The sequence below is a fragment of the Curtobacterium sp. 1310 genome (assembly GCF_017834105.1).
Lineage (GTDB): Bacteria > Actinomycetota > Actinomycetes > Actinomycetales > Microbacteriaceae > Curtobacterium.
Genome location: NZ_JAFICY010000007.1, coordinates 160019 through 184141 on the forward strand (window position 1 = coordinate 160019; position 24123 = coordinate 184141).

Sequence of the window (24123 nt, forward strand, 5' to 3'; positions counted from 1 at the left end):
GCGCCCATCCTCCCAGGTGGGCGGTGACCGGCAGACGAGCCGGCGGCGGACGGGAGGCACGGGGCCGCTCCGTCACGCATCCGGCGTCCGCACGCACCGACCGCAGGTCGCAGGCCGGAGACGAGCCGCGCCTCCCGTCCGGCGCCCTGTCGGGAATCGATGCGCGCGCATAGACTCAGACCGTGCGCGAACTCGGCTTCCTCTCCTTCGTCCCCAACCACGGCGGCACCGCCGGTGCTGCTGCCGCCCTGGAGGACGGTCTCCGCTTGTTCGAGACGGCCGAGTCGCTCGGGTACGGCACCGGCTGGGTCCGGGGCCGCCACTTCGAGCCCTTCCTGACCAGCCCGATGACGTTCTTCGCGGCGGCCGCCCAGCGCACGAGCACCATCGGTTTCGGCACCGCCGTCCTCGGCATGCGGTACGAGGATCCGATCCGTCTCGCCGAGGACGCCAGCACCGTCGACCTGCTCAGCGACGGCCGGGTGCAGCTCGGCATCAGCACCGGGATCGCCGGGTACGGCCCGATCCTCGACCCGGTGTTCGGCGGGTCGGAGCGCAGCTTCCGCGACGAGGCCGAGGTGCGTGCGGCGCGGCTGCTCGAGGTCCTGCAGGGCGAGCCGCTCGGCACTGCAGGGAAGGGCTACGAGAGCATCCCCGCCGGTGCCGACCTGACCCTCCAGCCGCTGTCGCCCGGCCTGCGCGACCGCGTCTGGTGGGGCGGCGGCAGCACGGGCACCGCGGTCCGCACGGCCGAGAAGGGCCTGCTGCTGCACTGCTCGACGCTCAACACCGAGGACACGGGCGCCCCGTTCGCCCAGGCACAGGCGGACCAGCTCACCGCGTACCGCGACCGCTTCGCCGAGCTGCAGGCCGCCGGCGAGCACCCCGGCCGCACGCCGAAGGTGGCGGTCGGTCGGATCGTCGTCCCGCTGCTCGACGACCACGACCGCCGGGTGCACGAGGAGTTCCTCACCGGGTACGCGAGCGGGATGGACGACGAGGGGCGCCCCCTGAGCGGTCCGCCGTTCCGGTTCAGCAGGATCGTGTCGGGCGGTGTGGACGAGATCGTCGACGCCCTGGCAGCCGACCCCGCGGTCCAGGCGACCGACGAGCTGGTGATCACCCTGCCGGCGAACGGCGACGCCGCGGCGCACGAACGCATCCTGCGGGTCGTCGCCGAGGAGATCGCCCCGCGGCTGCCCTGAGCACGACCGCTGACGACAGGCACCCGGCCGGGGCTCGAGTCGGGGTGGTGAGGTCCGACGAGCCCCGGGCCGGATGACCATCTCGTCCCTGATCCGTACGGGATGGTGGCATCACTCTTTCACTTTCTGAAGGATTTGTCATCATCACTTCCCCGGGAACGGGCACATGGCCAGTTGCGCACGACAACCCCTGGTCAGAAGCGGAAAGGTACGCTCTCGTACCTTTGCCCACAGGACGACGAATGCGCCCCCGCGCGGACGCGGGGACGCATTCTGGACGCACCGGGATCGACGGGGTTCCACGGCCGGATCAGGAGGCCGCTTCGCTCACACGACGATCCCTCGGTGGTGCGCGCGCCGACGGTAACCAGCCGACTGGCGCGGATTCATGCTACTGAACGCATCCACGACCGTGCGGAAATCGGCTCACTCCAGTTCGAGGGCCGCGGAACCGGCCAGGTCCGCGACCGAGGCACCGACGTGGAGCTCGAACGTCCCGGGCTCGTAGCGCCAGGCGCCGTCCCAGTGTGCGAACGCCCGGGCCGGAACCTCGATCGACACCTCGGTGGACTCCCCTGCCCCGAGCCGGACGGGCGCGAAGCCGACGAGCCAGCGAACGGGACGGTCGACCGACGACTCCGTCCGCGAGGCGTAGACCTGCACGACGTGCTTCCCGGCACGGTCGCCCGTGTTCGCCACGGTCGCGGTGACGATCGCGGCGTCACCCTCCGTCACGGTCGGCGACGCGGCCACGCCGTCGATCGTCCAGGTGGTGTAGCCCAGGCCGTGGCCGAAGGGGTAGGCGGGTTCGGTGCCGGCGCGCAGCCAGGCACGGTAGCCCACGTGCACGCCCTCGTCGTAGGCGACCTTGCCGTCGACCGGCGTGACGTCCTGCACCGGGACGTCGGCGAGGGTCGCCGGCCAGGTGGTGGGCAGGCGCCCGCCGGGCTCCGCGGCACCGGTCAGGATGTCGGCGAGCGCGTTGCCGTACTCCTGTCCGCCGAACCAGGTCAGGAGCACCGCGGCGACGTCGTTCCGCCAGGGCATCTCGACCGGCGAACCGGAGTTCACCACGACGACCGTGTTCGGGTTCACGGCGGCGACGGCACGGACCAGCTCGTCCTGGTGGCCCGGCAGCGCGAGCGACGAGCGGTCGTAGCCCTCGGACTCGACCTTGCTGTTCGTCCCGACGACGACGATCGCCACGTCGGCGTCGCGGGCCGTCGCGACCGCGGCCTCGACGAGTGCGGCGGGGTCGGCGTCGCTCGGCTCGGTACCGAACTGGTAGGCGAGCACACCGCCCAGCGCCTCGTCCTGCACGATGTCGTGCTCGATCCGGATCGCGAGCTGCTGCCCGGCCTCGACCGACACCGGCACCGAGCGCGCCGGCGGGTTGAGGAACGCCGCACCGAGCTGGTCCCCCTCGACCGGCACGGTCTCGTCGAGCAGGAGCTCGCCGTCGACCCACATGCGCGAGCGACCGGCGGCACCGATGCCGATCCGCACGGTCCCCGTCGTCTCGGCGGTGTACGTCGTGGTGACGTCGAGTCGGTCGGACTCCCGGATCGGGGCGTCGCCGCCGAACCAGAACAGCGCGGTGGCACGGCGGTCCTCGACGAACAGCTCCTCGCCGCCCTTGACGAACGCCACCCGTGCACCGGGCTCCCCCGTGGCCGGGTTCGTGATGCTGGACAGCGGGAACTCCGCGATGCCCTCCTGCACCACGGCGCCGATGGCGTGGTCGACCGTCGCGCCGGGGAAGGCCGCTCGGATGCCCTCGATGGGCGTGACGACGTGCTCCGGCACCACCGTCGCCGAACCGCCGCCCTGCGTGCGGGCCTGGTCGGCGTTGTGCCCGAGGAGCGCGATCCGCGACACCGCGGACGCATCGAGCGGCAGGATCCCGGTGTTGCGGACGAGGACGGTGCCCTCGGCCTCGGCCGTCCGCACGAACGCGACGCCGTCCTCGACGTGCACCGGCTGCGCGGCCACGGGCTCGAAGCCCTCGAGCGCGCCGACGCGGGCGGCGAGCGTCAGGATGCGGCGGACCTTGCGGTCGACGGCCTCCATCGGGACCTCGCCCGACTCGACCGCCTGCAGCAGGGGCCCCTCGCTCCACCAGGGGTTCGGCCCGGGCATCGCGACGTCCTGCGACGCCTTCGCCGACTCCACCGAGCGGACGCCGGTCCAGTCGGACACGACGATGCCGTCGAAGCCCCACTCCGAGTTGAGCGGTGTCTCGAGCAGGTCGTTCTCGGACGCGGTGACGCCGTTGATCGCGTTGTAGGACGACATGACCGCCCAGGCGTGCGCCTCGGTCACGGCCTTCTCGAACGCGAGCAGGTACAGCTCACGGAGCGCACGGTCCGACACCTCCGTCGACGCGGTGAACCGGTCGGTCTCGTAGTCGTTCGCGATGTAGTGCTTCGGGGTCGCGGCGACGCCGTTCTCCTGCACGCCGTCGACGTAGGACGCGGCGAGGTCGCCGGTCAGCAGCGGGTCCTCGCTGAACGCCTCGAAGTGGCGACCACCGAGGGGCGAGCGGTGCAGGTTGATCGTCGGGCCGAGGACGACGTCGACGCCCTTCCGGCGGGCCTCGACCGCCGCGGCGGCACCGTAGCGCTTCGCGATCGCGCGGTCCCAGCTCGCCGACAGGGCGGTGGCGGACGGCAGGTTGAGCGACGGGTCGCGCTCGTCCCAGACCTCGCCGCGGACGCCGGACGGACCGTCGGACATCAGGATGCGGCGCAGCCCGATCTTCTCGACCGGCCAGGTCGTCCAGAAGTCGCGCCCGGTCAGCAGCTGGACCTTCTCCGCGGTCGTCAGCTGTCCGACGAGCGCGGCGATGCGCTCGTCCAGCGGCGACGCGGCGGTCGGCCGGGAGGCGCGGGTGGTGTCGTCCACGGTGGTCACGATGGTCCGTCCCTTCGTTGTGCGACGCAGGCGACGGGGCATGACCTCCGCGCGCCATCGTCGGCGGCTGCGGGCAGCGTAGCACCCAAAACCTATCGGAAGTAGGTTTGTTGGGTCTCGAACCCGCTGTACGCTCGCGCCATGGCACGACGGGGTTCGTACGCGAAGGGGATCGCGAAGCGCGAGGAGATCCTCACGGTCGCGCTCGACCTCGTCGCGCAGCAGGGGTTCCGGCGCACGAGCATCAAGGACATCGCCGACGCGGTCGGGCTCACCCAGGCCGGGCTGCTGCACTACTTCGACTCGAAGGACGACCTCTGGGTGGAGATCCTCCGTCGCCGCGACGAGGTCGACCTGGCGCACGACTGGGGCACCGCGGCCGAGGACCCCGGTGCGTTCCTCGCGGCGATTGTCCGGCACAACACCGAGGTCCCGGGCCTCGTGCAGATGTTCGTCAACCTGTCGGCGGCCGCCGCGACCGACGACGAGCACCCCGCGCACGAGTACTTCCGCGAGCGCTACGAGCGCAGCCGGAGCGACTTCGCCCGGGACTTCCGCACCATGCAGCAGGACGGCCGGCTCCGCTCCGACGTGGACACCGAGCAGCTGGCGAGCGTGCTCCTGGCGATCTCCGACGGCATGCAGATCCAGTGGCTGTACGACCCGTCGCGGGACATGGCCGACCACGTCGAGCTCGTCGCACGGCTCGCGGTCGCGCAGTCCGTCACGCCCGCCCCGGCCTGACGCCGGCACCCCGGCCCGCCGCGCTCCCGCCGCGCTCGACCGCTCCGGCCCCGGGCCGCGTCGGCCGCATCGCCTGCGTCGCCTGCACCGCCTGCGCCGCCCGGACAGGTACCGCCAGTGCCTGGTCCCCGCTCGGGCGCGCACGGCAGGATGGGGTCCGGCCGACCAGGCCGTCCGACGACGATGTGGAGTGACGCGATGACGCGTGTTGTGGTGACCGGAGGCAGCGGGAAGCTCGGACGGGCGGTCGTCCGCGACCTCGACGAGCACGGGTACGACGTGGTCCTGCTCGACCGGGTGCCCTCCCCCGACAAGCCGGAGCGGGTGCCCTTCGTCCGCATCGACCTGAGCGACTACGGCCAGGTGCTCGGGGCGCTCACGGGCATCGACGACCGCTACGACCGCGTCGACGCCGTGGTGCACCTCGCCGCCGTACCGGCCCCCGGACAGGTGCCCGACGTCGCTCTCATCACGAACAACGTGACCGCGTCGATCAACGTCTTCCACGCCGCCCGTGTCGCCCGGATCAAGAACGTCGTGTGGGCGTCGAGCGAGACCCTGCTCGGCATCCCGATGGGCGAGCACCACCCGCCGTACCTGCCCGTCGACGAGGAGTTCGCGGTCCGCCCGCAGTCCTCGTACTCGCTCGGCAAGGCGGTCGAGGAGGAGATGGCCCGCCACTTCACCCGCTGGGACCCGGAGCTCAAGATGATCGGGCTGCGCTTCTCGAACGTCATGGACGAGACCGACTACCCGTCGTTCCCGTGGGACGCCTCCCCCGAGGCGAAGACCTTCAACCTGTGGTCGTACATCGACTCGCGCGACGGGGCGCAGGCCGTGCGGCGGTCGCTCGAGGCCGAGCTCACCGGGTTCGAGGCGTTCGTCATCGCGAGCCCCGACACCGTGATGGACACCCCGACGATCGAGCTCGTGGAGCGCTTCGTGCCGGACATCGAGCGCCGTGCGGACATCGACGGCACGAGCTCCCTGCTCTCGAGCGAGAAGGCCCGCGAGCTCCTCGGCTACGCCCCCGAGCACACCTGGCGGAACCACCGCTCGCGCTGACCGGAGGGAGGCGCGGGGCGGCCTCAGGACGTCGGCGCGAGCAGCAGGCCGTCCAGCACCAGGTCGCGCACGCGCGGCAGCAGGTCTGCCGCGAGCGCGTCCTCGTCGACGCCGGTGATCTGCGCGATGGCCCCGACGATCGCCGCGACCGACAACTCCCCGTCGCAGGCACCCACGAACGCGGCGAGCGCCGTGTCCGCGTCCACCCGACGGCCGAACCCACCGCCCTGCACGAGCGTGATCACGGTCGGGTCGTCGTTCCCGGGCCAGTAGTGCCGCTCCTCGGTCACGTCACCGGCGACCCGCAGGTGTGCGGCGGCGAGCGCCTCGTCGTCGTGCACCTCGAGCCACCCGGTGGCGTCGAGCACCCGTGCGACCGTCGCGCCGAGCCCCACGGGGTTGGAACCGAGCGCCTCGGGGACCCGCTCGGCGCGGCGGAGGCGAGCCGTACCTCCCGGCCGACCGATCTCCGTTGCCGACGCCGACGCACGCCGGACGACCACGTACCCGAAACCGACCCCGGTGACCCGCCGGGTCGCGAAGTCGTCGAGCCAGGCGTCCACGAGCCGGTCGAACCCGTCCGTGCCGGGCTTCGTGCCGCCGTCGCGGATCCAGGTCTCGGCGTAGGCGGGCGGGTCCTCGCGCTCCCGCTCGACGACCCACAGGTCGAGGTCCTCGGCGTCCGCGAACCACGAGCGCACCCGGTCGAGCCCGTCGACGCCCCAGCGGTACTCCCAGTTGCCGAGCAGCTGCGCGGTCCCGCCGGGTGCGAGGTGGTCGGCGAGCCCGCGGAGCACGGTCTCGACGAGCGCGTCGCCGACCATGCCGCCGTCGCGGTACTCGTAGGACGGCACGTCGTCGCGACGCGGGGTGATGACGAACGGCGGGTTCGACACGATCCGGTCGAACCGCTCGCCCGCCACCGGCTCGTACAGCGACCCGAGCCGGAACTCGATGCCGTCGATGCCGTTGAGCGCCGCGTTGAACCGGGCGATGTCGAGCGCACGGCGGGAGATGTCCGTGGCGACGACCTCGTCGGCGAAGCGACGGGCGTGCATGGCCTGGATCCCGCACCCGGTCCCGAGGTCGAGCACCCGACGGACCGGCACCGGGACCTGGAGCCCGGAGAGCGTGGTGGTCGCGCCGCCGATGCCGAGCACGTGCTCCTCGCCCAGTGCGGTGCCGAGCGCGAGCTCCCCGAGGTCGGAGACGATCCACCAGCTGCCGGCGCCGAGGTCGTCGACGAAGGCGTAGGGCCGCAGGTCGACGGTCGGGTGGACCAGGAGGTGGTCGGCGTCGGGAGCACCGGCGTCGTCCGTGTCGCCATCGATCCGGAGCAGACCGGCCGCGAGCACCGCGTCGAGCCCGGCCGTCGGGAACGCCCGCTCGGCATCGCTCCGGTCGACCGGCAGGCCGAGCACGAACAGCGTCGCGAGCGTGGTCAGCGGCGTGGAGTCCCGCGCGGCGAGCGCCCGCAGCGCGGCGACCCGGGAACCGCGGTGCAGCGATGCGGCGGCCTCGGTGCCCCAGAGTGCGTCGATGCGGTCGACGGTGAAGCCCGCGGCGTCGAGGTCGGCGGCGAGCGCCGTCGTCACCGCGGGGACGGTCGTGATCGTCGGGAGCTCGTGGGCGATCGGACCGCGGGGCCGGCCGGTCACGCGGGGACCTCCTCGCGCATGACGGTCGCGGGGACCTGCCACGCGGCCACCAGGTCGAGGAGCCCGGGGAAGCGCTGCTGCACGTCCTCGACCCGGACCCGGCTCGACCGCGTCAGTCCCTCCTGGTGCTGCTCGAGCAGGCCGGCCTCGCGCAGGACGCGGAAGTGGTGCGTCAGCGTCGACTTCGGTCGGTCGACCCCGACCCACCCGCAGCTGCGGACGCCGCCGGCGGCGTCGACCAGGTAGCGGTGCAGGATCGTCAGCCGGATCGGGTCGCTCAGTGCGTCGAGCACGACGGGCAGGTCCATCTCGGCGACGGTCGGCTGCGGCAGGCGTTCTGGGGCGACGACGGAGTCCACGGGCGCGGCGGGCATGCGACGACGGTAGCACCGCGCTGGCAGTAGTACGACTTGCGTCGTACTGGTGCACTGCTGTACGAATGCTGTCGTACAGCAGTCGATCCGGCCGGAAGGTGCCACCATGCAGTCAGCACGCGGAGTCGCGGGGTTCTGGATCCTCGCCGCCATGCTCTTCGTGGCGATGGCCTCGTCCTCGGTCCCGTCGCCGATCTACCCCGTCTACGCCGCCGAGTGGGACCTCACGCCGCTCATGCTCACGGGGGTGTTCGCGATCTACGTCGCCGGACTCCTCGTCACCATGCTCGTCGCCGGTCGGCTGTCCGACCACGTCGGCCGGAAGCCCGTGCTCGTCGCCGGCGGACTGCTGCTCGTCGTGTCGCTCGTGCTGTTCACCGGCGCCGACGGGTTCACGGCCCTCGTGGTCGACCGGATCGTGCAGGGCGTCGCGGTCGGGCTGCTCATCGGCGCCCTCGGTGCAGCGCTCATCGACAACTCGCTCGAGCGCTTCCCCTCGCTCGCGGGCGTGCTGAACGGTGCCGTCCCACCCTTCGCCCTGGCGACCGGCGCGGTGTCGAGCGGCGCCCTCGTGGAGTGGGGCCCGGCACCGGAGCAGCTCGTCTACGTGCTCTTCGGTGCGCTCCTGCTGCTGCTCGTCGCCGCCCTGGTCGTCGTGCCCGAGCGGGTCACGCGCCGACCGGGTGCACTCCGCTCCCTCCGCCCGACCGTGTCCGTCCCGCGGGCGTCGCGGGCGCTCTTCCGCGGCGTCGCCGGGGCGCTCGTCGCCAGCTGGGCACTGGGCGGGCTGTTCCTGTCGCTCGTGCCGTCGGCCCTCGGCGCGGTGTTCGGCATCCACGACCACTTCGCAGCCGGGGCTCTCATCGCCGTCGTCACCGGCGTCGGCGGACTCACCGGTCTCGCCATCCAGCGCCTCGACACACGTCGGAGCCTGTTCCTCGGGCTCGTCGCGCTCATCGTCGGCCCGGTCGTCACCGTGGCGTTCGAGTTCGCGCACTCGCTGCCCGGGCTCGTCGTCGGCAGCGCGATCGCGGGCGTCGGCTTCGGCGCGGGCTTCCAGGCACCCCTGCGGATGCTGCTCGCCACCGCGGCGCCGACGCACCGCGCCGGACTCCTGTCGTCGGTCTACATCGTCAGCTACCTGGCGTTCGGCGTACCCGCCGTCGTCGCGGGACTCGTCGAACCGGCGTTCGGCTTCGTGCCGGTGCTCGCCGGCTACGGCGCCTTCATCGTCCTCGCCGCGGCGATCGCCCTCGTGCTGCAGCTCGCGTCACGCAGCGCGGCCGGGGTCGAGGAGCGCGCCGCCGAGGCAGTCGAGCGCACCGCGACCGGTTCCGTCCGGACCGTCGCCGAGTAGCGCTGCGCGAGGGCTAGTGCCCGGCCCGCGCCCGGTTCGGTCGCTGTGCGCGGACCCCGGTGCTGCGGTGTGCGTCGGCGTGCGCCGCGTCGACGTCGGCCTTGCCGCGGTCGGCCGCCCTCCGCAGCCACTGCGGTCCGTGCGCCTTCGCCCAGTCCCAGAAGCGGTGGAGCTGCGCGCGCAGCCACGTGATGATGCGGTGGAAGAAGTGGAACTCGCTCGCCAGGATCGTCAGGCCGATGAAGACCACGAGCCACCCCGGACCGGGCAGCGGCACGAGGATGAGCCCGATCACCACGACGAGTCCGCCGACGATCCCGACGAGCACCTTGTAGAACAGGTGCCACCCCGGCCGCGCGTGGATCCAGGCGCGCATCCGACGGAACCACCGGAAGCGGTGGTGCCGGTCGTCGGCGTCGGTCTCGGGAGCCGTGGTGTCGGCACGCACGACCGCGTCGGGTCGCTCGTGGGTGTCGTCCATGGCGGCAACCTAGGGCGCGCGGCTGGGAAACGGCGGCGCGACCGGTCCACGCCGCGTGAGCGGTGGGACGGGCGGACACCGCGCCTCCCGGCCGTCACGGGCCTCGGCCCACCGGCGCCCTCGTTCCGTCGAGACGCCGCGGTCTCGTCGAGACGGCGTCGGATGCAACGGCGTTCTGCGCGCCCCGCGGCGTCCCGCGCAGACGGGGCCGTGTCGCGCAGTCGGGGCTGTGTCGCGCACGCCGCAGACCCGTCAGCGGGCCACGTCGGCCTGGAGGCTCGTCACGCGTGTGCGACGCACGTCGCGGCCCACGGGACCGCGGCGAGACGGGCCTCCGGGATCGGTTCGCCGCCGACGGCGCACCGCCCGTAGGTGCCGGCGTCGAGCCGCGCGAGCGCGGCGTCGACCAGGCGGATGCGTTCCCGGGCGTCGTCGCGCACCGCACCGAGCGACCCGCGCTCCCAGGCGAGGGTCGCACCCTCGGGGTCGTGCTCGTCGTCCGCGTTGGCGTCCTGACGCGCGTCGCTGACGTCCCGCATGCTGCGCTCGACGTCGGCGAGCAGCCGCTCGTTGCGCCGCCGTTCGTCGGCGAGCGCGGTGCGGGGGTCGTCCATGCCGACGACCGTAGTCGCGTCGGAATGCGGCCGCAGCAGCATGCGTTCGCATCGGCATGACGAAGATCGGGTTCCTGTCCTTCGGGCACTGGCGCGACGTGCCGGGCTCGCGTGTGCGCAGCGGCCGCGAGGCCCTCGTGCAGGCGATCGACCTCGCCGTCGCGGCCGAGGAAGCGGGTGTCGACGGCGCGTACTTCCGCGTCCACCACTTCGCTCCGCAGCAGGCGGCGCCGTTCCCCCTGCTCTCGGCGATCGCCGCCCGGACCAGCCGCATCGAGATCGGCACCGGCGTGATCGACATGCGCTACGAGAACCCGCTCTACATGGCCGAGGAAGCCGCGGCCACCGACCTCATCTCGGGAGGCCGACTGCAGCTCGGTGTCTCGCGGGGGTCACCGGAGACCGCCCTCGCCGGGTACCAGCAGTTCGGCTACGTGCCCGAGGCGCACGACACCAACGGCGGCGACATGGCACGCTCCCACACCGACGTGTTCCGTCGTGCGATCGCCGGCGAGCCGATGGCGCACGCGAACCCGCAGATGACCGGGTCGGCCGGGTCGCTGTCGGTGTCCCCGCTGTCGGACACGCTGCCCGACCGGATCTGGTGGGGTGCCGGGACCCGCGCGACCGCCGAGTGGACGGCCGAACAGGGCATGAACCTCATGTCGTCGACCCTGCTCACCGAGGACACCGGCGTGCCGTTCGACCAGCTGCAGGCCGAGCAGATCGAGCGATTCCGGACGACGTGGCGCGAGATGGGCTGGGAGCGGACGCCCCGGGTCTCGGTGTCGCGCAGCATCATCCCGATCACCGACGACGAGTCGCGGCACTACTTCGGCGTGCGGGCGCAGGTCGAGGGGCAGGACCAGGTCGGGCACCTCGACGGCGGACTCGCCCGCTTCGGTCGCTCCTACATCGGGGAGCCGGAGCAGCTCGTGGCCGAACTCGCCGCCGACGCCGCGGTCCGGGCTGCCGACACCGTGCTCGTCACCGTGCCGAACCAGCTCGGCGTGGACTTCAACGCCCGGCTGCTCGCAGCGACGAAGGCCGTCATGGACGAGGTCGACGCCGCGACCGTCCCCGCGTAGGTCGGGTCGTCCGGCTCACGCCCCCGCGGGCGCTTCCGGCCAGAGCAGGCGGAAGCGCTCGCACAGCACCGGCATGTCCGGTTCGTACCCGCGCGGGTTCTCGGAGTGCTCACGCCAGTAGCGCTCGTGCACCGCACGCCAGTGCGCGAGGGTGCGGTCCCCCTCGCCCTCGACGCGGGCGTGCTCCTCGCCGACCTGGTCGAACGGGACGACCCGCAGGTCCGTCGTCTCGATCACGGCCCGGGGGTCACCCCTCCCGTCGAGGATGACGCTGAGCTCGCCGACCTCGGGCAGCGGGTCGCCCGTCGCCTCGTAGTCCCACATCGACGACGCCGTGCCGTCCTTGATCCCGCGGAGCACCAGGTCGAGCAGACCGTCGGCGTGGTCCGGCGTCGCGCCGAACGCCCACGCCTCCGGCACGGCCTCGGGCAGCTCCGGTGCCTCGTCGCGGCGGGCGGCCCAGAAGGCGGACAGGGTCTCGGCGTCGGCGGTGATCACCGCACGACCGTAGCGCAGGTGCGACCGGTCCCCCTTGTTGCCGACACCCGCTGTGGGACTGTGGCCGTGCCTCCCGGCTGCGTAGCGTCGAGGTGCACCATCCACCGCACCCGCGAGGAGCACCCCGTGACGCTGCCGGCCGCCGGCTGGTTCCCGGACCCCCAGGACGCCCACCGCCTCCGGTGGTGGGACGGCCACGCGTGGGGCGGGGCGACGCGTGTGCTCCCGGCACGGCAGGAGCCCGTCGCACCGGTCGTCGTCGCACCGGTCGGGCCGTCGTTCTCCGTCGAGGGTGCAGCGGTGCGCACCGGGTCGTGGGCGTCCGGCGGGTCCGTGCAGCGGGTCGGGGCGGCGGCGCTCGTGGCGGTCCTGCTCGCGGTCGTGTCGATCGTCTGGAACCCGGTCGGCATCGCGAGCACGCTGGCCGTCGTCACGGGCGTCCTCGCGATCGTGCGTCCCGGCGCGACCGGCGGCTGGCGGGCGCTGTGGCGGAGCGCCGCGGCGAGCGCCCTCGTGGTCGCGGTCGCCACGGGCGTGGTCGCTGCGTCCGCGCAGTTCCACCTGTTCTGAGCGCGCTGGCGCAGCGCTACCGCCGCGCCCGCGGCGCTCGCGCGCTCGGCGCGCCGCGCGCCGCACCACGGGAAGCACGTCGCGCCACGGTTCTTCATGGCGCGACGTGCTTCCGGTTGTGCCCGAGCACGTCGCGCCGCACGTCACCCCGACCCTGCCTCCGGCCCTGCCCGCCCGGCCGCCCGGCCGGCCAGCCGGCCGGCCGCAGCGCTACCGCCGCGCCCGCGGCGCTCGGCGCGCCGCACCACGGGAAACACGTCGCGCCAGGGTTCTCCATGGCGCGACGTGCTTCCGGTTGTGCCCGAGCACGTCGCGCCGCACGTCACCCCGGCCCCGCCTCCGGCCCCGCCCGGCCGGCCCCGGCCCCGGCCGGGCGCAGCGCTACCGCCGCGCCCGCGGGTGCGCCGTCTGGTAGACGTCGCGCAGCATGTCGGCCGTGACGAGCGTGTAGATCTGCGTCGTCGCGACGCTCGCGTGCCCGAGCAGCTCCTGCACGACGCGCACGTCCGCGCCGCCCTCGAGCAGGTGCGTCGCGAACGAGTGCCGGAACGTGTGCGGGGACACGTGCGCGGCCAGTCCGGCCCGCTCCGCCGCCGCCTGGATCACGAGCCAGGCGCTCTGCCGCGACAGCCGTGCGCCCCGAGCGCCGAGGAACAGCGCCGGTGTCGACGGCCCACGCGCCGCGAACACCGGCCGGGCCCGGACGAGGTACGCGTCGACCGCGGCCCGCGCGAAGCTGCCGAGCGGCACGATGCGCTGCTTGTTCCCCTTGCCGGTGACCTTCACGACCGCGAGCCCGTCGCCCTCGTCGTCCTCGGGGTCGGACAGCGTCGCGACGTCGTCCACCGACAACCCGACCGCCTCGGAGATGCGCGCGCCCGTGGCGTAGAGCAGCTCGAGGAGCGCCCGGTCCCGCAGCTGCACGGGGTCGTCGTCCGCCGAACCCGCGGCGCCGAGCAGTCGCTCCATGTCGTGCACCGAGATCGCCTTCGGCAGCCGTGACGGCGCCTTCGGTGGCCGGACGGCCGTGGCGGGGTCGAGCGGCAGCCAGCCCTCGGCGGCCGCGAACGCGGTGAAGGACCGCACCGAGCTGAGCATCCGGGCGACCGACCGGGGCGCGAGCGGTTGCTCCGGTCGCGAGGTCAGGTGCGTGACGAACCCGGCGACGTCCGCGCGGGCGAGGCGTGCGACGTCCGTCAGCGCCTCCGCTCCCCCAGCCCGGTCCGCGCCCGCGGAGTCGACCGCCGGCGTCGAGGCGAGCCACTCCGTGAACACCGCCAGGTCCCGCCGGTAGGCCGCCACCGTGTGCTGCGACAGTCCCCGCTCGACGGCGACGTGCCGCAGGTAGGTGTCGGTGGCACGGTCGAGGGGGATCACCCGACAAAACTAGTGCGGGACCGCCCTGCGCAGGTCGTCAGTGCAGCCCGGCGTCCGGCTCGCCGAAGCGGCAGGCGGTGAAGGTCACCGTGAGCCCGGCCCGGGTGGGTGCGGCGCAGAACAGGCCGGCCGACACGACGGCGTCCGGGTCGAGGTGCGCGACCCGCACCAGCCGAGGCTCCTCGCCGTCGGCCCAGGCCCGGATCGTCACGGCGTCACCGGAGCGGCTCGCGCGCACCGTCACGACCCGCCCGGTCCAGGACGGCACGGGCGCGACGGACCAGTCGGACGTCCCGTGCGTCACGACGGCCCCGACCTGCGGCAGCCCGTCGGAGAACTCCACGCCCGCCTTCACCCACTCCTGCTCGTCGACCCGCAGGAACACCCCGGCCTGGTCGAACTGCTCCGCGAAGTCGAGGACGAACGAGACCTCCACGGCGAACGCGCCGTCGGTGGGTCGGAGGAGCGCGTGCTCCGAGTCGTGGACGAACCCGTACGAGGTCGTCCGCCAGGCATCGCTGCCCTCCTCCGCGGTCACGAGCAGGGCGGCGCGGTCGACGACGGGTTCGACGGCGACGGGCTCGTGCGTCCAGAGCCCGTCCCGCAGCAGGGCACCGAGCCCGCTGTCGGCCGTCACGCCGTCGCGCCCCGCTCGACCGCGCCCCGCTCGACCGCGCCGCGCTCGACCGCGCCCCGCTCGATCGCATCGACCGCGAGGGTCGCGACGACGAGCGCCGAGTTCTGCAGGCGGCCCGCGAGGATCCCCTCGACGAGCTCCGCCCGCGGCACCCATCGGGTCACGATGTCCGCCTCCTCGGCCTCACGCTCGAACGCGGACGCCGTCGCACGGACCCCACGGGCCCGGTAGACCTGGATGAACTCGTCGCTGCCGCCCGACGAGGTGTTGTACCGGACGAGGGGCTCCCAGTGGTCCGCCTCGAGGTCGGCCTCTTCCCCGAGCTCCCGCTGCGCGGCGGTGAGGTGGTCCTCGCCCTCGTGGTCGAGGAGCCCGGCCGGCAGCTCCCAGTCGCGCAGCTGCACGGGGTGGCGGTACTGCTGGATGACGAGCACGCGGCCCTCGTCGTCCTCCGCGAAGACGGCGACGGCGCCCGTGTGGTCGATGTACTCGCGGACCATGTCGTGCCCGTCGTAGTCGACGTGGTCACGGCGGACGTCCCAGACGGCACCCTCGTACACGACGGTGGAGTCGGTGACCTCGTACGAGGCGTGTTCGTCGGCGATCGGTGCGTCAGCGGCAGTCACCAGCCCATCCTGGCACGCGGCTCCGTCAGCCCTCCCCGGGACGGACGGGAGGCGCGGTGCCAGCTGGCACCGCGCCTCCCGTCAGCGACAACGCGCGTTGAGCGACAGCGCGCGTTACGCGACGACCTCCGCCGACTCCTCGGCCGGGTCGAACAGGCTGGACGCCTCGTGGCGCGCGATCGCCGCGTCCACCAGCCCGGCGAACAGCGGGTGCGCGTTCGTCGGACGCGAGCGCAGCTCCGGGTGTGCCTGCGTGGCGATGTAGAACGGGTGCACGTCGCGCGGCAGCTCGACGTACTCGACCAGGGTGCCGTCGGGCGAGGTGCCCGAGAACACCAGGCCGGCGTCCGCGATCTGCTGACGGTAGGTGTTGTTCACCTCGTAGCGGTGACGGTGGCGCTCCGAGGCCTCGGACGCACCGTAGAGCTCGGCCGCGAGCGACCCGTCGGTGAAGTGCGCCGGGTACAGGCCGAGGCGCATCGTGCCGCCCATGTCGCCACCGGCGATGATGTCGACCTGCTCCGCCATGGTCGCGATGACCGGCGTCGAGGTCTCCGGGTCGAACTCGGTGCTCGACGCGTCGGTCAGGCCGGCCTCGTGGCGGGCGTACTCGATGACCATGCACTGCAGGCCGAGGCACAGGCCGAGCGTCGGGATGCCCTGCTCACGCGCGAACCTGAGCGCGCCGAGCTTGCCCTCGATGCCGCGGACTCCGAAGCCGCCGGGGACGCAGATGCCGTCGACGTCACCGAGCTGCTTCGCGGCGCCCTCGGGCGTCGTGCAGTCGTCGGACACGACCCACTTCAGCGTGACCTTGGCGTTGTGGGCGAAGCCACCGGCGCGCAGGGCCTCGGTGACCGACAGGTAGGCGTCCGGCAGGTCGATGTACTTGCCGACCAGCGCGATCGTGACGTGCTTCTTCGGCTCGTGCACCGCGTCGAGGACCGGGTTCCACGCGGACCAGTCGACGTCGTGCGCGTCGAGCTTCAGCGCGTCGATGATGACCTGGTCGAGACCCTGGTCGTGCAGCAGCGTCGGCAGGTCGTAGATCGAGGGGACGTCGACGGCGTTCACCACGGCGTCCTCGTCCACGTCGCACATGAGGGCGATCTTGCGCTTGTTCGACTCCGACACCGGGCGGTCCGAGCGGAGCACGAGGGCGTCCGGCTGGATGCCGATCGAGCGGAGCGCGGCGACGGAGTGCTGCGTCGGCTTGGTCTTCTGCTCGCCCGAGGCGCTCATGAACGGCACGAGCGACACGTGCACGAAGAACACGTTGTTGCGGCCGAGCTCGTGGCGGACCTGGCGGGCGGACTCGATGAACGGCTGGGACTCGATGTCACCGACCGTGCCGCCGACCTCGGTGATGATGACGTCGGGCTGCGGGTCGTTCTCGGCCTGCTCGCGCATCCGACGCTTGATCTCGTCGGTGATGTGCGGGATGACCTGGACGGTGTCGCCGAGGTACTCGCCGCGACGCTCCTTGGCGATCACGCTGGAGTACACCTGACCGGTCGTGACGTTCGCGGCCTGCGACAGGTTGATGTCGAGGAAGCGCTCGTAGTGCCCGATGTCGAGGTCCGTCTCGGCACCGTCGTCGGTCACGAAGACCTCGCCGTGCTGGAACGGGTTCATCGTGCCCGGGTCCACGTTGAGGTACGGGTCCAGCTTCTGCATGACGACCTTGAGGCCGCGCGCCGTGAGCAGGTTGCCGAGGCTGGCCGCCGTCAGGCCCTTGCCGAGGGACGAGACGACCCCGCCGGTCACGAAGATCTGCTTCGTGACCTTCGGGGTCGAGGTCGAAGAATTGGTTCCGCCGCTGAGAGTGTCCGCCACGGGGTTCCATCGTACGTCAGAACTGCCGGGAGGCGCGACCCGCGTTCGCCGCGGGCGTTGCGCCCGCCGACCGGTCACCCCCGCCGTCCCCGCAGGACGCAACGTCGGCGACTGTGCGCAGCGCTGTACCGCTGCGCGGAGCCGCCTTCGTTGCGTGTCGCGGACGAGGGCGGAGGGACGGGGCGGGGCGTGCCTCCAGGCCGGAACGTTGCCTAGGCGCGCTGGCCGGCGACGTCGAGGAGTTCGCGCGCGTGCTCGATGCCGCTCGCGCTGTCGCCCAGGCCGGAGAGCAGGCGGGCCATCTCCTGGAGCCGGTCCTCGCCCTCGAGCCGGCGCACGCTCGACGAGGTCACGGCGCCGCTGGCGTCCTTGACGACGTTGAGGTGGTTGTTCGCGAACGCGGCGACCTGGGCGAGGTGCGTGACGACGATGACCTGTGTCCGCTCGGCGAGCTTCGCGAGCCGCCGACCGATCTCGATCGCCGCGGCTCCGCCGACGCCGGCGTCCACCTCGTCGAACACGAAGGTCGGGACGGTCGTGCTGCCGGCCATGACGACCTCGATCGCGAGCATCACGCGCGAGAGCTCACCGCCGGACGCGCCCTTGCCGATCGGGCGGGGGTCGGTGCCGGAGTGCGGCTGGAGCAGGATCGCGACCTGGTCGCGCCCGTGCCGGCGGTACTCGCCGCCGTCGGTGACCTCGACCACCAGGGTCGCGCCGGCCATCGCCAGCGTCCGGAGTTCCGCGGTGACCCGCTTCGCGAGGTCGCCCGCGGCCTTCGTGCGGGCCGCGGTCAGCGCCGCGGCCGTCTGCGCGAGGGCCTGCTCGTCCTGCTCGACGCTCTGCTGCAGCGCGACGATGCGGTCGTCGTCACCGTCCAGCTCCAGCAACCGGTCGCTCGCCCGCTGGCCGTACGCGATCACGTCGTCGACCGTCTCGCCGTACTTGCGCGTCAGGTTCGCCAGGAGTGCCCGGCGTTCGTTGACGAGCTCGAGGTCGTGCCCGGCGTCCGGCTCCAACGAGCCGAGGTAGCTGGACAGGCCGGCGGATGCGTCCGAGGCCTGGATCCCGAGTTCGGTCAGCTGCTCGAGCACGGGCTGGAGGGCCGGGTCGGACCCGGCGACGCGCTCGACGGCCCGGCGTGCCGCCTCGACCAGTCCGACGACGTCGGCGACCCCGTCGAGGGACTCGCTGGACAGTGCCTCGTGGGCGGTGCCGGCGGCCAGGCGGAGCTCCTCGAGGTTGCCGAGGCGTTCGGCGCGTTCGGCGAGCTCGACGTCCTCGCCGGGCTGCGGGTCGACCGACTCGATCTCGTCCGACGCGGCGCGGATGCGTTCGGCCTCGGCGACGCGGTCGTCGCGGTCCCGCACGAGCGTCTCCAGCTCGCCGGCGTGCGCCTGCCAGGTGTCGTAGGCGGCGACGTAGGCACCGAGTGCCCGCTGCACGGCCCTGCCGCCGAAGCCGTCGAGGGCGGCGCGCTGCGCCGAGGCCGACGTCAGGCGGATCTGGTCCGACTGCCCGTGCACGGTCACCAGCTGGTCGGCGAGCTCGCCGAGCACCGCGACCGGGGCACTGCGGCCACCGACCGTCGCACGGCTGCGGCCCTCCGCCGAGACCGTGCGGGTCAGGATGAGCTCGCCGTCCTCGACGGTCCCGCCCGCGTCCTCGACACGCTCCGCGACGGCGGCGTGGTCCGGGACGTGCCAACGCCCCTCGACCACCGCGCTGGAGGCGCCGCGGCGCACGGAGCCGGCATCCGCCCGGGCACCGAGCAGCAGCCCGAGCGCCGTGACGATCATGGTCTTGCCCGCACCGGTCTCGCCGGTGACGACGGTGAAGCCGGGTCCGAGCTCGAGCGTGGTCTCGCCGATGACGCCGAGGTCGGAGATGACGATCTCCTCGATCATGCGTCGTCCTCGGTCGCCGGACCGCGCCAACCCGCGACGGGCAACTGGAACTTGGCGACCAGCCGGTCGGTGAAGGGCGCGTCCTTCAGCCGGGCGACCCGGACGGGGTCGGGCGATCGACGGACCTCGACCCGGGCACCCGGCGGCAGGTCGTGGGTGCGACGGCCGTCGCACCACAGGACACCGACGCCGCTCGTGCGCCGGAGTACCTCGATCGCGAGGGTGCAGTCCGGCCCGACGACGATCGGACGCGAGAACAGGGCGTGCGCGCTGAGCGGCACCATGAGCAGGGCGTCGACGTCCGGCCAGACGATCGGGCCGCCGCCCGAGAACGAGTAGGCCGTGGACCCCGTGGGGGTGGCGACGACGACGCCGTCGCAGCCGAAGGACGACAGCGGCCGACCGTCGACCTCGGTGACGACCTCGAGCATGCGCTCGCGGGAGGCCTTCTCGATCGTCGCCTCGTTCAGCGCCCACGACGAGTAGACGACCTCGTGCCCGACGACCACGTCGACCTGGAGCGTCACACGCTCCTCGACCTTGTAGTCGCCGACGAGGGCACGCTCGACCGTGGCCCGCAGCCCGTCGCGCTCGCTCTCGGCCAGGAAGCCGACGTGTCCGAGGTTCACGCCCACGATCGGGGCGCGCGTCCCCCGCACGAGTTCGGCGGCACGGAGGATCGTGCCGTCCCCGCCGAGGACGATGACGATCTCGAGGGCGTCGGCCTGCACGTCGACACCCAGGATGTCGACCTGGCCGACCGAGGCCTCGGCCCGTCGGACGTCGGCGTACTCGTCGAACGGCATCACCGGGGTGAGTCCGGCGGCGTGCAGCAGGTCGCAGACCTCGACGGCGGCGTCGATGGAGTCCTGTCGGCCCGTGTGGGAGACGAGCAGGATGTGCCGGCCGTCGTCGCTCATGCAGCCCCTTCGGTGAGTTCGGTGGCCCGACCGATCCACGCTGTCGGGTTCCCCCATCCTGCCGGATGACCCCCGACACCACGCTGGAAGTGCGCGAGGTACTCGTGGTTGCCGTGCGTGCCGACGATCGGCGATGCGGTCAGCCCGACCGTCCCGAGGCCCGCGTCCCACGCCGACCAGAGCACGTTCATGAGCGCGTCGTTCCGCAGGGCGGGGTCGCGCACGATGCCCTCGCGCACACCACCACGGCCGACCTCGAACTGCGGCTTCACGAGCAGCACGAAGTCGTCCGCGGGCACGGCGGCCGCCAGCACGGGCAGGACGATGCGCAGGGAGATGAAGGACAGGTCCCCGACGACCAGGCTCGTGCGGGGCGCTGCGTCGTCGAGCGCCGCGTAGGTGTCCGGCGTGAGGTCACGGGCGTTGCACCCCTCGACAACACGCACCCGCTCGTCGATCGCGACCACCGGGTCGAGCTGACCGTGCCCGACGTCGAGGGCGACCACGCGGGCGGCTCCGTGGTGGAGCAGCACCTGTGTGAACCCGCCCGTGGACGCGCCGACGTCGAGCACGACGCGCCCGCTCGGGTCGACGTCGAAGGCCTCGAGGGCACGGACGAGCTTCCGCGCCGCACGCGACACCCACTCGTCCTCGGTGTCGACGACGAGCTCGGCGTCCGGCGCGACCGGGGCCGACGGCTTCACGACCGCCGTGCCCCCGACCGTCACGCGGCCGGCCTGGACCAGCTTCGCCGCGGCGGTCCGTGACCTGACCAGCCCGCGGGCGGCGAGCAGGGCGTCCAACCGGACCGGGCGCTCCTCGTCGTGCTCAGGCACCGGCACCGCCGTCTCCTCGTCCGCTCCCCCACACCTGCGTGGCGCCGGCAGCGCGACCCGAGCTGTGCCCCTGCGGTGTCTGGCCGCTCTCGAGGCGGGTGCGCAGATCGTCGTGCAGCGCGGCGAAGGCGTCGGCGCGCTCGGGCAGGGGCAGCGCCTCGGCAGCCGCGGTGCGTTCCGCGAAGCCATCCGGCTGCTGCGCGGGCAGTCGGTGCTCGCCCGGCTGTCGCTCGCCCGGTTGCTGCTGCTCGCCCGGCTCCTGCTCGGGCGGCTGCTGCGGGTGGGGCACGTCGGTCACGCTACTCGCCGCCGTACAGCTTCGGGTCGACGTCGAGGCCGTAGATCGCCAGTCCGGACTCCCAGATCAGCGCCGCCCCGGCGCGGAGCAGGTCGATCGGGGTCCCGCTGTCGAGCACCCGGACGACGTGCCCGTGCATCGCGACCGTGGCGCCACCGACCGTGACGTACCGGGTGCCGTCCGGGTCCTGCCGCCGCACCGTCACCGGGTACGGCTCGGACAGCCCACGGAGGTCCTGCAGGACGTACGTCGGACGCGAGCGCTGGTCGGCCGCGAGCACCTGCTTCGCCTGGTCGATGCCCGTCAGCACGAGCACGCTCGGGATGCCGGCGTCGTTCGCGCCCTTGATGTCCGTGTCGAGCCGGTCGCCGATGAACAGCGGGTGCTCGCCGCCGAAGCGGGCGATCGCGGCGTCGAAGATCGGTCGCTCCGGCTTGCCCGCCACCACCGGCATCCGCCCGACGGCCTGGTGCACCGCGGACACGAGCGTGCCGTTGCCGGGCGCGATGCCACGCTCGACCGGGATCGACCAGTCCATGTTCGTCGCCACCCACGGCACGTCCGGATCGGCGAGGGCGAAGGACGCCTCGGCCAGGTGCGTCCACCCGAGGTCCGGCGAGAAGCCCTGGATGACCGCTGCCGGAGCGTCGTCGGCGCTCGTGGTCACCGTGAAGCCCGCCTCCTCGACGATGCTCGTCAGCCCGAGGCCGCCGGTGACCAGCACGGTGGACCCGGCCGGCACCAGCGTCTCGAGCAGCCGCACGCCCGCCTGCGACGAGGTCACGACGTCGTCGGCGGTCACCTCGAGGCCGTAGCCCTCCAGGTGCTCCGCGACGTCCGACGGCCGACGAGAGGCGTTGTTCGTGATGTAGCCGACCCGAGCGGTCAGCGACGCCCGTGTCAGGGCCTCGACAGCGTGCGGGATCGCGTTGCGTCCGCGGTACACGACGCCGTCGAGGTCGGTGAGGACGACGTCCACACCGTCCGTCGGCGGCGTCGGGACGTCAGTCGGCTGCGGAGCCGTCGACGTCGCGGGGGTTGTCGTCGTCGATCTCGCCGAGGTCGTCGTCGGGGTCGACGTCGTCGCCGAGCTGGTCGGTGTCGTCGAGCGCTCCGGTCCCGTGCTCGTCACCGGCGACGGACTCGTCACCGACGACGACGTCGTGCTCGTCGTGTCCTTCGACTTCTTCCTCGACCACATCGACAGTCTCCCATGCGTTCTCGTCGGCGATCTCGGCCAGGGCGGCGGCAGCCCGGTCGACCCGCGCCCACCACTCGTCGGCCTCGTCTTGGCGGCCGAGCTCCTCGAGCGTGGCCGCGTAAGCACTGTAGAGGGCCGGCGACCAGCTGTACGCCGTGGTCGGGTCGAGCTGCGGGATCTCGAGCTCGCCGAGCGCGGCCGTCGGGTTGCCCAGGTCGATCCGGGCGCCGGACATCGCGATCGCGAGCTCCACCTGCACCGCAGTGTCCAGCGCGGCGCGGTCGACCGACCGGCCGAGCTCGAGCGCCCGCTCCGGACGTCCGAGACCCCGCTCGCAGTCGACCATCATCGGCAGCTGGTCGTTCTTGCCGGAGATGCGACGGTAGGTGCGCAGCTCACGGAGCGCCGTGGCGAAGTCGCCCGTCCGGTACGCGGTGATCGCCGCGGTCTCGCGGACGACCGCCACACGGCCGGCCCGACGCGCAGCGCTCAGGGCGTGGAGGTTGGCCGTCTCCGGGTCCTCGTCGACGAGCAGCGCCGCCATGACGAGGTGCTTCGCGACCCACTCGGCGTTGTCCTTGCTGAGCGTCTTGAGCTCGGCGCGGGCAGCCGGGTCGAGGTCCCGCGGCGAGACGCTCTCGTCGATCTCGGGGTCCTCGTGCCGCGGACGGACGGAACGCGTGCCGTACGGGTCACGGTCCTCCCAGTCGTCACGGGCAGCCTCGCCGAAGCGTGCGCCGGCATGACGGGAGCCATCGCCGAACCGAGGGCGGTCGCCCCGGTCGTCGTCGCGGCGGGGGCGGTCGTCGCCACCGCGGAACGGACGACGCTCACCACCGTCACGCTGCGGACGACGATCATCGCCACCACGGAACGGACGACGATCATCGCCACCACGGAACGGACGACGGTCATCACCGTCACGCTGCGGACGGCGGTCGTCGCCACCACGGAACGGACGACGCTCACCACCGTCACGCTGCGGACGACGATCATCGCCACCACGGAACGGACGGCGGTCATCACCGTCACGCTGCGGACGGCGGTCGTCGCCACCACGGAACGGACGGCGCTCGCCACCGTCACGCGCCGGACGACGGTCATCGCCGCCACGGAACGGACGACGGTCGTCGCCACCGTCACGGTGCGGACGACGGTCGTCGCCACCGCGGAAGGGCGCGCGGTCGTCACGACCACGGAAGGGACGATCACCATCACGCTGCGGACGACGGTCGCCACCGTCACGCTGCGGACGACGGTCGTCGCCACCACGGAACGGACGGCGGTCACCATCACGGCCCGGGCGGTCAGCGCCTCGAGGACCGTCACCTCGGGGCGGACGCCCCGCACCGTCGCGGTCACCCTGCCGAGCCGGCCGACGGCCACCGTCACCGAACGACCGGTCGCCCTCGCGGAAGCCCCGACGGTCGTCACGACCACTCCGGCCGGCGTCGCGGGCTGGACGGTCACCGTCCCGTCGCGCACGATCCCCCTCGCGACGCTCGAAGTCGCGCGGCCCGGACGACCAGCGGCTGCCTTCGCGCCGCTCCCCGCGATCCCGGTCGTTGCGCTGCTGCTCGTCGTCGTTCGCCACCGTTGCTCCTCATCGCGTGCCCGTGCTCGAATGCGCCGGGCGATCGTCCGCTGTGTCGTTGTGGGGGGTGCCGCACGGTCGTCCGTGCTCACTGCTGGGCCCAGTCCATCACGAACCGGAGCGCGAGTCGAGCGGCCTACGGCGGAAACAGATGTGGCCACCGGCCTCCACGAGAACGAGGGTCTCCCCTACGAGTTCTCGATGGAGGGCCGATGGCCACATCACTTACGTTGAGTCCGGCGGCGTCCTACTCTCCCACAAGGTCCCCCTTGCAGTACCATCGGCGCTGAGAGGCTTAGCTTCCGGGTTCGGAATGTGACCGGG

The 24123-nt window shown here is 72.9% G+C and carries 23 protein-coding genes and 1 rRNA gene; 7 read left to right on the forward strand and 17 right to left on the reverse strand.

The window, feature by feature from the left end:
* Positions 1–182 precede the first annotated feature (182 nt).
* Positions 183–1205: an LLM class flavin-dependent oxidoreductase gene (locus JOD95_RS15405; RefSeq protein WP_209685932.1), complete on the forward strand. Its 1023-nt coding sequence runs from the start codon at positions 183–185 to the stop codon at positions 1203–1205.
* Between the two features lie 426 nt (positions 1206–1631).
* Here the strand turns inward: JOD95_RS15405 and JOD95_RS15410 are convergent, their stop codons facing one another.
* Positions 1632–4118 carry a glycoside hydrolase family 3 C-terminal domain-containing protein gene (locus tag JOD95_RS15410; protein WP_307810465.1) on the reverse strand — a complete coding sequence of 829 codons (2487 nt, stop codon included), beginning with the start codon at positions 4116–4118 and terminating at the stop codon, positions 1632–1634.
* 141 nt (positions 4119–4259) lie between these two features.
* On the opposite strand from JOD95_RS15410, the gene JOD95_RS15415 reads away from it, so the two are divergent.
* Both JOD95_RS15415 and JOD95_RS15420 read left to right on the forward strand, forming a co-directional pair.
* Entirely contained in the window at positions 4260–4862 is a 603-nt protein-coding gene (locus tag JOD95_RS15415; protein WP_209685936.1) for a TetR/AcrR family transcriptional regulator, read from the forward strand.
* A gap of 198 nt (positions 4863–5060) precedes the next feature.
* A complete protein-coding gene (locus JOD95_RS15420) occupies positions 5061–5927 on the forward strand; it encodes an NAD(P)-dependent oxidoreductase (protein ID WP_066658693.1) in 867 nt (288 codons plus the stop codon).
* 23 nt (positions 5928–5950) lie between these two features.
* Here the strand turns inward: JOD95_RS15420 and JOD95_RS15425 are convergent, their stop codons facing one another.
* Both JOD95_RS15425 and JOD95_RS15430 read right to left on the reverse strand, forming a co-directional pair.
* A complete protein-coding gene (locus tag JOD95_RS15425) occupies positions 5951–7585 on the reverse strand; it encodes a methyltransferase (RefSeq protein WP_374191736.1) in 1635 nt (544 codons plus the stop codon).
* Positions 7582–7959 carry a helix-turn-helix transcriptional regulator gene (locus JOD95_RS15430; protein ID WP_066656359.1) on the reverse strand — a complete coding sequence of 126 codons (378 nt, stop codon included), beginning with the start codon at positions 7957–7959 and terminating at the stop codon, positions 7582–7584. Before JOD95_RS15430 ends, JOD95_RS15425 begins: the two co-directional genes overlap by 4 nt.
* Before the next feature lie 106 nt (positions 7960–8065).
* On the opposite strand from JOD95_RS15430, the gene JOD95_RS15435 reads away from it, so the two are divergent.
* Entirely contained in the window at positions 8066–9316 is a 1251-nt protein-coding gene (locus JOD95_RS15435) for an MFS transporter (protein WP_209685938.1), read from the forward strand.
* Between the two features lie 13 nt (positions 9317–9329).
* On the opposite strand, the gene JOD95_RS15440 is transcribed toward JOD95_RS15435, so the two are convergent.
* Both JOD95_RS15440 and JOD95_RS15445 read right to left on the reverse strand, forming a co-directional pair.
* A complete protein-coding gene (locus tag JOD95_RS15440; protein ID WP_235426374.1) occupies positions 9330–9797 on the reverse strand; it encodes a TIGR02611 family protein in 468 nt (155 codons plus the stop codon).
* Between the two features lie 281 nt (positions 9798–10078).
* Positions 10079–10411: a TraR/DksA C4-type zinc finger protein gene (locus tag JOD95_RS15445; RefSeq protein ID WP_209685940.1), complete on the reverse strand. Its 333-nt coding sequence runs from the start codon at positions 10409–10411 to the stop codon at positions 10079–10081.
* A 56-nt stretch (positions 10412–10467) separates the two neighbouring features.
* Here JOD95_RS15445 and JOD95_RS15450 point away from each other — a divergent pair, with 56 nt between their 5' ends.
* Positions 10468–11499, forward strand: a complete 1032-nt coding sequence (locus JOD95_RS15450; protein ID WP_245172483.1) for an LLM class flavin-dependent oxidoreductase — start codon at positions 10468–10470, stop codon at positions 11497–11499.
* Between the two features lie 15 nt (positions 11500–11514).
* Here the strand turns inward: JOD95_RS15450 and JOD95_RS15455 are convergent, their stop codons facing one another.
* The gene (locus JOD95_RS15455; protein WP_209685972.1) at positions 11515–11994 is read right to left on the reverse strand and encodes an ASCH domain-containing protein; all 480 of its coding nucleotides are present in this window, start codon (positions 11992–11994) and stop codon (positions 11515–11517) included.
* Between the two features lie 129 nt (positions 11995–12123).
* Between JOD95_RS15455 and JOD95_RS15460 the strand changes: the two genes are divergently transcribed.
* Positions 12124–12567 carry a DUF2510 domain-containing protein gene (locus JOD95_RS15460; RefSeq protein ID WP_066656369.1) on the forward strand — a complete coding sequence of 148 codons (444 nt, stop codon included), beginning with the start codon at positions 12124–12126 and terminating at the stop codon, positions 12565–12567.
* A gap of 381 nt (positions 12568–12948) precedes the next feature.
* On the opposite strand, the gene JOD95_RS15465 is transcribed toward JOD95_RS15460, so the two are convergent.
* The 10 genes from JOD95_RS15465 to JOD95_RS15510 form a co-directional block, all read right to left on the reverse strand.
* Positions 12949–13941: a site-specific tyrosine recombinase XerD gene (locus JOD95_RS15465; RefSeq protein ID WP_209685974.1), complete on the reverse strand. Its 993-nt coding sequence runs from the start codon at positions 13939–13941 to the stop codon at positions 12949–12951.
* Between the two features lie 40 nt (positions 13942–13981).
* Positions 13982–14581, reverse strand: coding sequence for a DUF1349 domain-containing protein (locus JOD95_RS15470; protein WP_066656372.1), 600 nt, complete (start codon positions 14579–14581; stop codon positions 13982–13984).
* On the reverse strand, positions 14578–15207 hold the full coding sequence (locus tag JOD95_RS15475; RefSeq protein WP_209685943.1) for an NUDIX hydrolase: 630 nt from the start codon (positions 15205–15207) through the stop codon (positions 14578–14580). The genes JOD95_RS15470 and JOD95_RS15475 overlap by 4 nt, the downstream gene beginning before the upstream one ends.
* Positions 15208–15321: 114 nt before the next feature.
* The gene (locus tag JOD95_RS15480; RefSeq protein ID WP_066656378.1) at positions 15322–17043 is read right to left on the reverse strand and encodes a CTP synthase; all 1722 of its coding nucleotides are present in this window, start codon (positions 17041–17043) and stop codon (positions 15322–15324) included.
* Positions 17044–17255: 212 nt separating this feature from the next.
* The gene (gene recN / locus JOD95_RS15485; RefSeq protein WP_066656385.1) at positions 17256–18950 is read right to left on the reverse strand and encodes a DNA repair protein RecN; all 1695 of its coding nucleotides are present in this window, start codon (positions 18948–18950) and stop codon (positions 17256–17258) included.
* Positions 18947–19870 carry an NAD kinase gene (locus JOD95_RS15490; protein ID WP_209685945.1) on the reverse strand — a complete coding sequence of 308 codons (924 nt, stop codon included), beginning with the start codon at positions 19868–19870 and terminating at the stop codon, positions 18947–18949. The genes recN and JOD95_RS15490 overlap by 4 nt, the downstream gene beginning before the upstream one ends.
* The gene (locus tag JOD95_RS15495; protein ID WP_251155665.1) at positions 19867–20712 is read right to left on the reverse strand and encodes a TlyA family RNA methyltransferase; all 846 of its coding nucleotides are present in this window, start codon (positions 20710–20712) and stop codon (positions 19867–19869) included. Before JOD95_RS15495 ends, JOD95_RS15490 begins: the two co-directional genes overlap by 4 nt.
* Positions 20699–20995, reverse strand: coding sequence for a hypothetical protein (locus tag JOD95_RS15500; protein WP_209685947.1), 297 nt, complete (start codon positions 20993–20995; stop codon positions 20699–20701). Before JOD95_RS15500 ends, JOD95_RS15495 begins: the two co-directional genes overlap by 14 nt.
* 10 nt (positions 20996–21005) lie before the next feature.
* A complete protein-coding gene (locus JOD95_RS15505) occupies positions 21006–21983 on the reverse strand; it encodes an HAD-IIA family hydrolase (protein WP_066656392.1) in 978 nt (325 codons plus the stop codon).
* A gap of 25 nt (positions 21984–22008) precedes the next feature.
* A complete protein-coding gene (locus JOD95_RS15510) occupies positions 22009–22749 on the reverse strand; it encodes a hypothetical protein (protein ID WP_209685948.1) in 741 nt (246 codons plus the stop codon).
* A gap of 198 nt (positions 22750–22947) precedes the next feature.
* Here JOD95_RS15510 and JOD95_RS15515 point away from each other — a divergent pair, with 198 nt between their 5' ends.
* Positions 22948–24033, forward strand: coding sequence for a hypothetical protein (locus tag JOD95_RS15515; protein WP_209685950.1), 1086 nt, complete (start codon positions 22948–22950; stop codon positions 24031–24033).
* On the opposite strand, the gene rrf is transcribed toward JOD95_RS15515, so the two are convergent.
* A 5S ribosomal RNA gene (rrf, locus tag JOD95_RS15520) occupies positions 24034–24123 on the reverse strand; the annotation flags it as partial. It lies immediately after the preceding gene.

Excerpts from the sequence above, each read along its gene's own strand:
- JOD95_RS15435 (WP_209685938.1), top strand. The coding sequence starts at position 8,066 with ATGCAGTCAGCACGCGGAGTCGCGGGGTTCTGGATCCTCGCCGCCATG.
- JOD95_RS15490 (WP_209685945.1), bottom strand. The coding sequence starts at position 19,870 with ATGAGCGACGACGGCCGGCACATCCTGCTCGTCTCCCACACGGGCCGA.
- JOD95_RS15510 (WP_209685948.1), bottom strand. The coding sequence starts at position 22,749 with ATGGCGGCGCTGCTCGTCGACGAGGACCCGGAGACGGCCAACCTCCAC.
- JOD95_RS15445 (WP_209685940.1), bottom strand. The coding sequence starts at position 10,411 with ATGGACGACCCCCGCACCGCGCTCGCCGACGAACGGCGGCGCAACGAG.
- recN (WP_066656385.1), bottom strand. The coding sequence starts at position 18,950 with ATGATCGAGGAGATCGTCATCTCCGACCTCGGCGTCATCGGCGAGACC.
- JOD95_RS15515 (WP_209685950.1), top strand. The coding sequence starts at position 22,948 with ATGACGGGAGCCATCGCCGAACCGAGGGCGGTCGCCCCGGTCGTCGTC.
- JOD95_RS15415 (WP_209685936.1), top strand. The coding sequence starts at position 4,260 with ATGGCACGACGGGGTTCGTACGCGAAGGGGATCGCGAAGCGCGAGGAG.
- JOD95_RS15430 (WP_066656359.1), bottom strand. The coding sequence starts at position 7,959 with ATGCCCGCCGCGCCCGTGGACTCCGTCGTCGCCCCAGAACGCCTGCCG.
- JOD95_RS15420 (WP_066658693.1), top strand. The coding sequence starts at position 5,061 with ATGACGCGTGTTGTGGTGACCGGAGGCAGCGGGAAGCTCGGACGGGCG.
- JOD95_RS15450 (WP_245172483.1), top strand. The coding sequence starts at position 10,468 with ATGACGAAGATCGGGTTCCTGTCCTTCGGGCACTGGCGCGACGTGCCG.
- JOD95_RS15440 (WP_235426374.1), bottom strand. The coding sequence starts at position 9,797 with ATGGACGACACCCACGAGCGACCCGACGCGGTCGTGCGTGCCGACACC.